Source organism: Campylobacter sp. RM10537, from assembly GCF_022369435.1.
GTDB classification, from domain to species: domain Bacteria; phylum Campylobacterota; class Campylobacteria; order Campylobacterales; family Campylobacteraceae; genus Campylobacter_D; species Campylobacter_D molothri.
This window is the reverse complement of sequence record NZ_CP059597.1, coordinates 1,419,261-1,432,290: the sequence shown is the minus strand read 5'-3', so window position 1 is coordinate 1,432,290 and position 13,030 is coordinate 1,419,261. Positions and strand designations below refer to the sequence as shown.

9 protein-coding genes and 1 pseudogene are annotated in these 13,030 nt (G+C 26.4%); 7 read left to right on the top strand and 3 right to left on the bottom strand.

Features of this window, described 5'->3' with window-relative positions:
* Positions 1–206: 206 nt before the first annotated feature.
* The 6 genes from CMOL_RS07270 (at position 207) to CMOL_RS07245 (ending at position 7,167) form a co-directional block, all read left to right on the top strand.
* Positions 207–551, top strand: a complete 345-nt coding sequence (locus CMOL_RS07270; RefSeq protein WP_200279563.1) for a hypothetical protein — start codon at positions 207–209, stop codon at positions 549–551.
* A 126-nt stretch (positions 552–677) separates the two neighbouring features.
* The gene (locus tag CMOL_RS07265) at positions 678–1,814 is read left to right on the top strand and encodes a hypothetical protein (RefSeq protein ID WP_239820250.1); all 1,137 of its coding nucleotides are present in this window, start codon (positions 678–680) and stop codon (positions 1,812–1,814) included.
* A complete protein-coding gene (locus CMOL_RS07260; RefSeq protein WP_200283645.1) occupies positions 1,814–2,989 on the top strand; it encodes a replication-associated recombination protein A in 1,176 nt (391 codons plus the stop codon). The genes CMOL_RS07265 and CMOL_RS07260 overlap by 1 nt, the downstream gene beginning before the upstream one ends.
* A gap of 59 nt (positions 2,990–3,048) precedes the next feature.
* Entirely contained in the window at positions 3,049–3,777 is a 729-nt protein-coding gene (gene dapB / locus CMOL_RS07255) for a 4-hydroxy-tetrahydrodipicolinate reductase (RefSeq protein WP_239820249.1), read from the top strand.
* A 1-nt stretch (position 3,778) separates the two neighbouring features.
* Entirely contained in the window at positions 3,779–5,119 is a 1,341-nt protein-coding gene (gene purF / locus CMOL_RS07250; protein ID WP_239820248.1) for an amidophosphoribosyltransferase, read from the top strand.
* A 110-nt stretch (positions 5,120–5,229) separates the two neighbouring features.
* A complete protein-coding gene (locus CMOL_RS07245) occupies positions 5,230–7,167 on the top strand; it encodes a methyl-accepting chemotaxis protein (RefSeq protein WP_275583337.1) in 1,938 nt (645 codons plus the stop codon).
* 167 nt (positions 7,168–7,334) lie between these two features.
* Here CMOL_RS07245 and CMOL_RS07240 read toward each other — a convergent pair whose 3' ends face one another.
* Positions 7,335–8,042 (bottom strand): class I SAM-dependent methyltransferase, encoded by a 708-nt coding sequence (locus CMOL_RS07240; RefSeq protein ID WP_239820195.1) that lies wholly within the window; start codon positions 8,040–8,042, stop codon positions 7,335–7,337.
* 138 nt (positions 8,043–8,180) lie between these two features.
* Here CMOL_RS07240 and CMOL_RS07915 point away from each other — a divergent pair.
* Positions 8,181–8,376: pseudogene (locus CMOL_RS07915) on the top strand (class I SAM-dependent methyltransferase); the annotation flags it as partial.
* Between the two features lie 167 nt (positions 8,377–8,543).
* Here CMOL_RS07915 and CMOL_RS07235 read toward each other — a convergent pair.
* The gene (locus CMOL_RS07235) at positions 8,544–10,535 is read right to left on the bottom strand and encodes a methyl-accepting chemotaxis protein (protein WP_239820246.1); all 1,992 of its coding nucleotides are present in this window, start codon (positions 10,533–10,535) and stop codon (positions 8,544–8,546) included.
* 134 nt (positions 10,536–10,669) lie between these two features.
* The gene (locus CMOL_RS07230) at positions 10,670–13,030 is read right to left on the bottom strand and encodes a tetratricopeptide repeat protein (protein ID WP_239820245.1); all 2,361 of its coding nucleotides are present in this window, start codon (positions 13,028–13,030) and stop codon (positions 10,670–10,672) included.

The following is a 13,030-nucleotide window of genomic DNA, read 5'->3' as shown; positions in this document are numbered from 1 at the left end:
TTTATAAAATGTTTTTTAGCATCGCGATAATAAATAATTAAATTTCTATTTGTTTAAAGTTTGCGCAGATAAAAAACTACTTATAATTTTAGCATATTTTATATTTTAATAAAATAATTCTGTTTTTTAGTTAAAACTTCACTTTCGCTTCACTTTATTTTTTTAACATTTCGACAAATTAAACAAAAAAAGGAGAAAATATATTTATGAAAAAAACATTCTTTTTAGCAGCTAGTTTAGCAAGTACTATTCTTTTAGCTGATAGTGTTAAACTTGAAGGCACGATTGCACAAGTTTATGATAATAATAAAACTCTACTTATAGATTCTGTTTATGGTGGGCAAATTGCGATTAAAGTTTTGCCAAACACAGAAATTGAAATGGATGATTGTGGAATTTTTGGCACTGATAAAGATGGGACGTTTAAAGATTTAAAAGTAGGTGATTTTCTTGAAAGTAAAATTTTCTATGGTATGCCTATCACTCCAAATACTCCGGCTATTCCTGTAGCTAGAAAAATAGAAATTCAATGCTATAAAAAAGCTTATTAATAATTACTTTGTTTGCTCTGTCAAACAAAGTAAATTTTCTTAATCTTACATTATATTTAATATTTTTAAACTTTTTTTAACAAGGAATTTGTAAAATAACATTGAAATTTGTCAAGGAATAATATTTTGAAAAAATGGATGATAATTCCTGTTTTAATAGGATTTTTCTTTGTTATCCATATTTTTTATATGGGTTATGCAAATGAAAATATTTTAAATAATCTTGTAAATAATAAAAATTCTAATTATAAAATTATAAATTTAAACTTTAAAAAAGGTTTTTTGCACTCTGAAGCAAATTTTACTATAAAAGATAGCGTGGGTTTAAATTTTACAACTGAAGTAAATGTAGTTTTTAATAATAACTATTTTTCAAAATATATCGCACAGGGAGATTTAAGCAACCCCTTTTATTTTTTAGATCAACATTTAAAAAATAAGAAATTGGCTAGTTTTATATTGACAAGCAAACAAAAAGATTTTAATTTAAGGTTACAATTTCAAGATATAAATTTAAGTAATGAAGGCGGAGATACTTTATTAAAAAATGCTTCTATTTCAATTTTAATTGATAAAAATATGCAGGTTAAAAATATTTATTTTAATATAGATAAAGCTCAATTTACACAATTTTATTCAAAACTTTCCATGCAAGATTTCAACTACAAGCAACATTTCAATCATCCCATACCTTTAAATGATTTATTGCAACCTAAAGAAGGTGTTGAAGAATTGCAATTTCATTCTTTTGTATTTAATAACAATAAAATAGCTTCATTTTACAGTAAAAATACTTTTCATTTTCAAGATAAAAATAAATTAAAAATTCATTTTCAAGGTAAAGCTTGTGATATAGTTCTTGATATGAATTCAAAACTTTATCAAAATTTAAATTTTGATAAAGTTGATTTTGATATCATTTGGAATGAGATAGCTAAACATTCTTACAATAAATTCGATTTAGATTCTCTTATTAAAGAAGGATTAAAGTTAGATATTATTAATTTAACTTTTTATAAAGACAAACAAAACATAGATATCAATGGCAATATTATATTAGGTAAAAACAATAAGGCTAATATTCAAATTTCTAGCACAGAAGAGCCAGATAAAATATTTACTTGGGGACAATTTTTTGGAGGATTAAATCAATATTTTATTAAAAATAGTGATTTATTTATTATGAATTTATTTTATGATAGTCTTTCAAATCCTCAACTTAAAATTAATGGCAATCAATTTTCTTATATAGACTTAAACTGATGAATTTAGCTTTAGAATTTCGTCCTAAAAAATTAGATGAAATTATAGGTCAAGAAGATCTTGTTAATATATTTAAAAAATTTATCACTATGCAAAAATTGCCTCATAGTTTATTTTATGGTGTTGCAGGATGCGGAAAAACAACATTTGCAAGAGCTATAGCAAAAGATTTTGGATTAGATTTTTATGAATTTGATGGAGGAAATTTTAAACTCGAAGAACTTAGAAAAATACTCGATCGATATAAAAATAGCCTTTATAAGCCTTTGATTTTTATTGATGAAATTCATCGCCTTAGCAAAACTCAGCAAGAAATGTTACTCATTCCTATGGAAAATTATCGTTGTATTATCATAGGTGCAAGTACTGAAAATCCTTATTTTGTTCTTTGTTCTGGTATTAGAAGTCGTTCTATGCTTTTTGAATTTAAAACGTTAAAAGCTAAAGATTTAGAAATTTTGCTAAAGAAAGTTCAAGAAAAACTTAATTTTAATATTGATGATGAAGCTAAAAATTTTTTGATTAAAAGTGCCGATGCAAGATCTATGCTAAATTTACTTGAATTTGCACTAGTTTTAGATCCTAAAAATGTTAATTTAAATCATTTAAAAAAACTTAGAAATGGTGTCAACAGTGAAGGGGTTAATCAAAAAGATACACATTATGTTTTAACCAGTGCTATGATCAAAAGCTTACGTGGAAGTGATGTAGATGCTGCACTTTATTATCTAGCAAGATTAATTGATGCTGGAGAAAGTGCCGATTTTTTAGCTAGACGTTTAATTATTTTTTCGAGCGAAGATATAGGAAATGCAGATCCTAATGCGCTCAATATTGCTACTTCTACACTTATAGCTGTAAAAAATATAGGCTACCCAGAAGCACGTATTATTTTAAGTCAGTGTGTGGTTTATTTAGCAAGTGCCTTAAAATCAAATTCAAGCTATAAAGCTATCAATAAGGCGTTAGATTTTGTTAAAAACAATGAAACTTTAGATATTCCAAATTATCTTAATAATAATCATGCAGAGAGAAAAAAATATCTTTATCCTCATGATTTTGGAGGTTGGGTTGAACAAAAATATTTAAGTAAAAATTTAAAATTTTATGAAAGTAAAGGGATTGGAGAAGAACAAAGATTATTAGAAAATTTAAATAAATTGAAAAAACAATGATTATGTGGAAATTTATGGAATAAATGATAAAATAAACATTTATTAAAAAGGTAATTAATATGATTAATATAGGAATTTTTGGCGCCAAAGGTCGCATGGGAAAACAAATTAAGGAATGTTTAGAAGAAGAAAACAATGCAAAAATAGCCATGCTTTACGATAAAGGGGATAATATAAATGAACTCTTTAAGAAAAGCGAAGTGATTATTGATTTTTCTTCACCCAAAGGCACTTATGAACTTTTAAATCATGCAAGAACAAATTCTAAGCCTTTAGTAATAGGAACAACAGGACTTGATTTAAAAACAATGAATTTAATGCATGAGCTAAGCGCAATAATGCCAATATTTTATGCAACTAATATGTCGTTGGGCGTCGCTGTTTTAAATTATCTCGTTAGTAAAGCGAGTGCTATGCTTGAAAATTTTGATATCGAAATTACAGAAATGCATCATCGTTATAAAAAGGATGCTCCAAGTGGAACAGCTATGACTTTAGCTCAAAGTGCAGCAAAAGCTAGAAATTTAGATCTTGAAAAAGTAAGAGTTAGCTCAAGAGATGGCATTATAAATGAAAGAAATAAAAATGAAATAGCTATTATGAGTTTAAGAGGTGGCGATATTGTGGGTCGCCATACTGTTGGATTTTATGAAAATGGAGAATTTTTAGAATTAAGCCACGTTGCAACATCAAGAACAACATTTGCTAAAGGCGCTATTAAGGTTGCAATTTGGCTTCAAAAACAAAATCCAAAATTATATTCGATTAATGATTTTTTAGGAATTTAATATGTGTGCAGTTGTTGGAGTTATCAATTCAAAAAATGCAAGCACTTATGCATATTATGCGTTATTTGCTATGCAACATCGTGGACAAGAAGCAAGTGGAATAAGTGTTAGTAATGGCCAAAGTATTAAAACAATTAAAGCCAAAGGCGAGGTAAGTCAAATTTTTAATCCTCAAAATTTACAAAATTTACAAGGAGAAATCGCTATAGGCCATAATCGTTATTCCACAGCAGGTAATTCTAGCTTAGATGATGCACAACCTATAGCAGCAAATTGTGCCTTAGGAGATATTGCTTTGGCACACAATGGAAATTTAGTTAACAAAGAAGAAATTAGAAATCAATTGATCCAAGATGGAGCAATTTTTCAAACTCATATGGATACTGAAAATGTTGTTCATTTAATCGCTAGAAGTAAAAAAGAAAATTTAAAAGATAAATTTATTGAAAGTTTAAAAAGTTGCTTGGGGGCTTATTGCTTTGTTTTGGCAAGCAAAGATAAACTTTACGTTGCAAGAGATCCTTATGGGGTTCGTCCTTTATCTTTAGGGAGATTAAAAGATGGGGGCTATATAGTTGCAAGTGAAACTTGTGCGTTTGATCTAATAGAAGCTGAATTTATACGCGATGTAAAACCTGGAGAATTAATCATTTTTACCCAAGGCAATGATAGATTTGAAAGTATTATTTTAGAAACAAAGAGTCCTAGAATTTGTGCTTTTGAATATGTTTATTTTGCAAGACCCGATAGCATTATAGAAGGTAAAAGTGTTTATGAAATTCGTAAAAAAATGGGTGAAACTTTAGCTAAAAAATTTCCCTACAAAGCTGATTTTATTGTGCCTGTTCCAGATAGTGGAGTCAGTGCTGCTATGGGTTTTTCCCAATACTTGAAAATTCCTCTTGAAATGGCTATAGTAAGAAATCATTATGTAGGAAGAACTTTTATAGAGCCTACCCAAGAGCTTAGAAATTTAAAAGTAAAATTAAAATTAAATCCTATGCGTAAGGTTTTAGAAGGTAAAGAAATTGTGGTCATTGATGATAGTATAGTCCGCGGAACTACTTCCAAAAAAATAGTTTCTTTACTTCGTGCTGCAGGAGCTAGCAAAATTCATTTAGCAATTGCGTGTCCAGAAATTAAATTTCCTGATATATATGGAATAGATACTCCAACATTTGAAGAATTAATTAGCGCTAATAAAAATATTGAAGAAGTTAAGAAACATGTTGAAGCTGATTCTTTAACTTTTTTAAGCATAGAAGAGCTTGTTGAAAGTATAGGAAATGAAAGAGAGTATTCTTTGATAAGTTTTGATGGAAATTATTTTATTTATAATTAATAAAAGTTATATTACTATTTTTAATTTGTTATATTAAAGATATTAAATAAGGAGTTTTAAATGATTATAAGAATTTTAATGTTTCTTCAAAACTAGTATCTTTTACCGGATTGCTCATAGTTATTATATTAGCCATAGTAACTTTTACTTCATATTATAACTTTAAACAAACATCTTTTGAATTGCTTAAAAATAATCAATTAAAAGTCATGGATGATGTACAAATAACTTTTGATAATTATTCCAAATCTAAACTAGAAGTTATCAAAGTTTTAGCTGAAGAACTTAGTGATACAAATTCTGAAACAGATATAGTCGAAATTGTTAAATTGCTTCATGCTTTTAAAGAAGCCAATGGATTTGATTTAATTTATGTGGGTTTTGATAAAAACGGAAAGACATTTTTATCAGATGGAACTATGCTAGATCTTTCCAAGGGCTTTGACACAAAAAATACCATATGGTATAAACAAGCTTCATCTGAAGGTAAAGCAATAACTTCATCTCCTTATAAATCAGTATCAAATAATCACGCAACTTTAACTTACGCAGCTCCTATCTATAAAAATGGAAAATTAATTGGAGTTGTTGGTGGCGATTATGATTTAAAAAGATTTTCAAAAGATGTTTTGGTTTTAGGTCATACCACAAATTCTTATGCTAGTGTTTATGATACAGAGGGTAAAATTATTTTTAATGAAGATGATAAAAAACTCTTGACAAAAAATACTTTAAGTATGAATATTAAAAATGCTTTAGAAAACAATCCAAAATTATTAGATCCAAATATCAGAGACACTTTATTTTTTGCTGATAATGATAAAGGTGAAACTCAAGCAATTATGTGCAATCCATCAAGCGTAAATCCTATATATAGAATTTGTAGCGTTGTTAATAAAAAAACTTATGATAATACAATTAATAATATTTTATATAGTCAATTAATAATTGGTTTTATTGCTTTAATTGCAGCTTTAGTTTTAATCAGAATCCTAATCACAAAAAGCCTCTCCCCACTCACCATCATCCAAAACGGTCTTAATGCTTTCTTTGATTTTATCAATCATAAAACAAAGAATGTTTCTACTATTAATATAAAAACTAATGATGAGTTTGGTCAAATCTCAAAAGCCATTAATGAAAACATCCTTATTACTAAACAAGGTTTAGAACAAGATAATCAAGCTGTAAAAGAATCAGTCTCTACAGTTCAAGTTGTAGAAAAAGGAGATTTAACAGCAAGAATTACTGCAAATCCAAGAAATCCTCAACTTGTAGAACTTAAAAATGTTTTAAATAAACTCTTAGATGTCTTACAAGAAAAAGTAGGTTCTGATATGAATGCTATTCATAAAATCTTTGAAGAATATAAGAGCTTAGATTTTAGAAATAAATTAGAAAATGCTAGAGGTAGTGTTGAAGTTACTACTAATGCTTTAGGTGAAGAAATCATTAAAATGTTAAAACAAAGTTCTGATTTTGCTAATCACTTAGCAAGTGAAAGTTCTAAATTACAAAATGCTGTTCAAAACCTAACTAGCTCTTCTAATTCTCAAGCAGCTTCTTTAGAAGAAACTGCTGCTGCTTTAGAAGAAATTACTTCTTCTATGCAAAATGTTTCTGTTAAAACCTCTGATGTAATCACTCAATCAGAAGAGATTAAAAATGTTACAAGTATTATTGGAGATATTGCAGATCAAATCAATCTTTTAGCATTAAATGCTGCTATAGAAGCAGCACGTGCAGGAGAACATGGACGAGGCTTTGCTGTTGTGGCTGATGAAGTTAGAAAACTAGCAGAAAGAACTCAAAAATCATTGAGTGAAATAGAAGCTAATACTAACTTACTTGTTCAATCTATTAATGATATGGCAGAATCTATTAAAGAACAAACTGCAGGTATTACTCAAATCAATGAAAGTGTAGCTGCTATTGATCAAACCACTAAAGATAATGTTGAAATTGCTAATGAGAGTGCAATCATTTCTAATACTGTTAGTGATATAGCTAATAATATATTAGAAGATGTTAAGAAGAAAAGATTTTAAGAATCTTTTCTTTAAATTATAATCAAATGATTATTCTTTAAATCATAATCTTTAAACTATTATCTTAAATCATTATTTTTAAATAGTTATTTTTAAATAACTATTTTTTATGATAATTGAAGATTCATTATTAAATTAAGCAATTTAATCTTTTAATGGATTTTTTATTAAAAGATTAAAAGCTTTATTTTTGATTTAATAATTTCTTTAATTTTATCTTTTGTAACTAAATTTTTAAGTTCATTACTTTCTGCTTTAATTCCATTCATATTTAAATGCCATAAAGCATTTTCTATAGCTTCATCTTTTTTTCTTTCTACTATGCGTGTTTCATCAAAAATAAATTTATAAAAAGTTATATTTTTTTCTAGTAAAAAACTTTCTAAATCTTGTTTATTAAATCCTTTAAATTCAGTATTAAAATGTTTAAATATTGGGTCTAAAAAATCACTTTTTCTATAATCAGCCCAGCCAAGATATATTCTTTGAGAAGCTAAATTTAAAAAAGCTTTGAAATCATTTTCATTTTGCAAAGCTAAAGACATACTTAAAAACGCTATATCAAAGTTTTCTTGATTTTCTTTATAAAAATTTTCAAAATCTAAATGAAGTATTTTAATATTATTAATATTATTTTTTATAGCATCTTCTTTTAAAATTTCAAGCATAGCTTTAGAATTATCTATACCTAAAACACTTTTTGCTTTTTGCGCTAAATGTAAAGTCCAAACACCTGTGCCACAACCTATATCTACAATATTTTTATTTGTAAAATCAATATTTAATTCATTTAACTTCTTAAAAGTTTGCTTTTGGATATCGTTTAATTTTGCATATCTTGCATAGCTTTTAGCCTTTTTATCCCACAAATTCATATTCATTCCCAAAAAAATAATTAAAATATAATTGTAAAATGTTTCTTTTAACTATACAAATAAATAAAACTAATATCAATAAATCTTTAATTTAAAGTAGCATTAATAAAATAAATAAAAATCTTTAATATTTAGAAAAATATAACTTTTTATAAATTTATTTTTGATGAAACACGCATAGTAGAAAGAAAAAAAAGATGAAGCTATAGAAAATGCTTTATGGCATTTAAATATGAATGGAATTAAAGCAGAAAGTAATGAACTTAAAAATTTAGTTACAAAAGATAAAATTAAAGAAATTATTAAATCAAAAATAAAGCTTTTAATCTTTTAATAAAAAATCCATTAAAAGATTAAATTGCTTAATTTAATAATGAATCTTCAATTATCATAAAAAATAGTTATTTAAAAATAACTATTTAAAAATAATGATTTAAGATAATAGTTTAAAGATTATGATTTAAAGAATAATCATTTGATTATAATTTAAAGAAAAGATTCTTAAAATCTTTTCTTCTTAACATCTTCTAATATATTATTAGCTATATCACTAACAGTATTAGAAATGATTGCACTCTCATTAGCAATTTCAACATTATCTTTAGTGGTTTGATCAATAGCAGCTACACTTTCATTGATTTGAGTAATACCTGCAGTTTGTTCTTTAATAGATTCTGCCATATCATTAATAGATTGAACAAGTAAGTTAGTATTAGCTTCTATTTCACTCAATGATTTTTGAGTTCTTTCTGCTAGTTTTCTAACTTCATCAGCCACAACAGCAAAGCCTCGTCCATGTTCTCCTGCACGTGCTGCTTCTATAGCAGCATTTAATGCTAAAAGATTGATTTGATCTGCAATATCTCCAATAATACTTGTAACATTTTTAATCTCTTCTGATTGAGTGATTACATCAGAGGTTTTAACAGAAACATTTTGCATAGAAGAAGTAATTTCTTCTAAAGCAGCAGCAGTTTCTTCTAAAGAAGCTGCTTGAGAATTAGAAGAGCTAGTTAGGTTTTGAACAGCATTTTGTAATTTAGAACTTTCACTTGCTAAGTGATTAGCAAAATCAGAACTTTGTTTTAACATTTTAATGATTTCTTCACCTAAAGCATTAGTAGTAACTTCAACACTACCTCTAGCATTTTCTAATTTATTTCTAAAATCTAAGCTCTTATATTCTTCAAAGATTTTATGAATAGCATTCATATCAGAACCTACTTTTTCTTGTAAGACATCTAAGAGTTTATTTAAAACATTTTTAAGTTCTACAAGTTGAGGATTTCTTGGATTTGCAGTAATTCTTGCTGTTAAATCTCCTTTTTCTACAACTTGAACTGTAGAGACTGATTCTTTTACAGCTTGATTATCTTGTTCTAAACCTTGTTTAGTAATAAGGATGTTTTCATTAATGGCTTTTGAGATTTGACCAAACTCATCATTAGTTTTTATATTAATAGTAGAAACATTCTTTGTTTTATGATTGATAAAATCAAAGAAAGCATTAAGACCGTTTTGGATGATGGTGAGTGGGGAGAGGCTTTTTGTGATTAGGATTCTGATTAAGATAAGAGCAATGATAGTTGCGATAATACCTATAAGAATTTGTTTAAAAAGAATTGCTCTAACAACTCCTGTATAAGTTTGATCTTCTGTAACTGTACATACTCTAAATTTTGGATTGATTGTTGCACTACATAGCACTTGATATGAATTTCCTTTATCATCCTTTGTTTTAAAAAGTGCCTTTTCTTCTTTTGGATTAAGATAGTAGTTCGGATTAGTATTGATTGTATTAGCTATATTAATACTCAATTGATTTTTTGTTAAAATTCTTTCTGGATATTGATGGAAATAAATTTCTCCATCTGGGCTATAAACTGCAGCATAAGTATTTGCAGAATGACCAAAAGCTAAAACATCTTTTGAAAATTGCTCTAAACTATAATCGCCCCCAACAGCTCCAATTAATTTTCCATTTTTATAGATTGGCATTGCATAAGTTAACCCAGAAACACCATCTGTTGCAGATTTATAAGGTCCATAAACAATAGCTTTAGTTGAACCATGTGCTTGTTGATACCATCCAGCATTTTGTAAATTAAAAGATTTAGAATCTAATATTTTTCTATCCGATAAAAGAACTCGTCCAGAATTTTCAAAACCTAAAAAAACAAGCTTGAAACCAAATGCTTCTTTAAAAGATTTTAATAAGCTAAAAATTTCTTCATCATTGCCTTTATCTAATATTTCTTGAATTTCTTTAGCTAAAATTTCCATTGCAACTCGTCTACTTTTTCCATAATTATCAAATGTCATTGTAACATCTTCTACGGTTTTAAGTTGAGTATCTTTAAGTAATGTAAAAGTATTATTTTTAGATTCAAAATAACTAATAGTACTTGTAATGGTCAATATAATAACTATTAAAATACCAACATAAAAGGTTAATTTTAAAGATACATTGAAAGATTTCTTTTTCTCTTTCATTATTTTCTCCTAAAATATTTTTATTTATTATATTAAAATAAGGTTATAAATTAATAAAAATTGATTTTCAAGATTGTTTAATATTCAATATAAAATAAAGTTTTTTGGATAAAAAATATCAAATAAAATTAATACTATTTTAAAATTTGGCTCTTATCGCGACATAAATTCTGCCAATTTGAAGGTTTTAATTTTAAACATTGTTGCAAACTTTCTTTTTCAGCTTGAATATTTTTCATTCTTTCATAAGTTAAACTTTGTATATACAAAGCTCTTGCCTTATCATCATCAGAAAGTTTTAATTTTAATAAATCAGTTAAAACTGCTAAGGATTTTTCATTTTCATTCACTTTAGCTAGGGCACCAAGATAAATAAATTCAAGATTTGGACTATAAAGATTAATTCCTTTTAAATTTTGATAATCAATAGCCTTAGGGGCATAAGTAAGAATTGTTGTTTGCATTTTATGATCATTAGCATAAGATAATAAAGCATCATAGGCCTCAACCATATTAAAATTCATTGGAAAAGTTTCTAAAATTTTCAATATACTAATAGCTTTATTATAATCATCCATTTTCAAATAGGATAAAAATTGCAAATAATAAGCTTTAAAATTTTCCTCATCACTTTTTAAAATTTTTGATTGAGCTATTTCTTTGGAAATTTTTAAAACTTGTCCATATTGCTTATTATCATAAAGCATTGAAGCTTTTTTTAATCCAAAAAATATAGGATCTTCATTATAATTTTTATCTGCATAATCTATAGCTTCTTCGATTTTAGAAGTTCTAATAAAACAATTTAACATATGTTTTTTATTGTTTATTCTTTGTCCTATTTCATAAGATTTAAATTCTGCAAAAATAGATGTTGCCTCAATACAATTATCAGATTTTAATTCTTTATTTAAAAGATCAACTGCGGCTTGCTGTAATAATTTTAAAGAATTAGGAAGATCTCTTTCTTCTATTTGTTTTTTATATCCCAAAATAGCGCTAAAATTTCCTTCTTTATAGTAAAGTTGCATATCCTTATCTAAAGCCTTATTAACTATATTTTCATCTTTTTGAGCATATTCTTTCATAAGCATGGCATAATGCTTATGCGAAAGTGTAGAATTTTCATCACCCATCGCAAAAAATAACTCATCTCTAGCCTTTTTAATCTCATCTAAATATTTACCATCATCTAAATACTCATTTAAATATAAATTTAGGTATTTTTTAGCTTCATCTACTTTTCCTACTCGGGACAAACTTAAAGCCAAATCTTTTAAAACTTCCTCATATTTTTGATTTACTCTTGATATCTTGTTAAAAATATTTTGATAGATATTAGAGCTAATATTATATTGTTGGTTTTGATCAAAAAGTTTAGCAAGATCCAAAGATCTTGATTCATCTTTTCCAAAATATTGTGGATTAGCTTTTAAAATCACATTTGCGTATTCTATTGCTTTATTGATATTATTATTTAAAATACAATCTTTAGCTAAAGCTATCGCTGCTCTAGCAGCTAAATCTAAATTTTTAGTATTGAAATAAATATCTTCATAAATATCTATAGCTTTATTTCTTTCTCTTAAGCCATAAAGATAATCTGCATAATCAAGCTTTGCCATTTGAGAAAAATAATTATTAGGTTGATTGTTTAAAATTGACATCATATAATTAATATCAGAATTCTTAGATAAGGCAATATAGACTCTTAACATTATATAAGATACTTCAAAAAAATTCCTATCGCTTGTAAAAGTTCGAGTCCAATTTTTAGCATCCACAATCATTTTTTCTAAAATTTTCCTATCTCTAAAACTAGGGTCTTGAGTATAAAGTTGATTTTCAGCTCTTAATTTATAAAGAATAAATTCACTCATAAAAATACTATTTATATAACGCTTTATTGCATTATCAGCATCGATAACTACTTGCTGATAGTTAGCTTTACCATATTCATCTTTAATGCGTAAGTAAGTATTAATATCTGCACTTTGAGGAATTACAACAGGATTAGAATTTAAATCAAGCGCTCCCACATAAGGTAAGCTTTCATAAGGAAAATGAATGCCAAAATTAAGTCCATCATAATCTTTTTTTCTGATTAGATTATTTGTAAAAACAAAAGTAAAACCTTTGCTTTTATGTGAGGTAGAATAACTTAATTCTTTATCAATATATATATTTTGAGATAAATCAAACATTCTTGCATCTGTTTTAGGCAATATAATCATTTTAATTTTTTGAGTTTCTTTGAAAAATTTCAAATCAAATGCTGCAAAATTTTGATTATTTAAAGGAGTATCAACAATGCCTGGAATAATGCATTCAAAATGTATTTTATTTTCAATTGCAAATTTTTGACAAGTAAAATCTGAATCATTTTGAACATGCAAAACCGCGAAACTTTGTTTATTTTCGCGGCCTATATTTAAAGTTAATTCAAAAGCAAAAAGAATATAAATATTCAATAAAAGTAAAAATATAATTCTCAT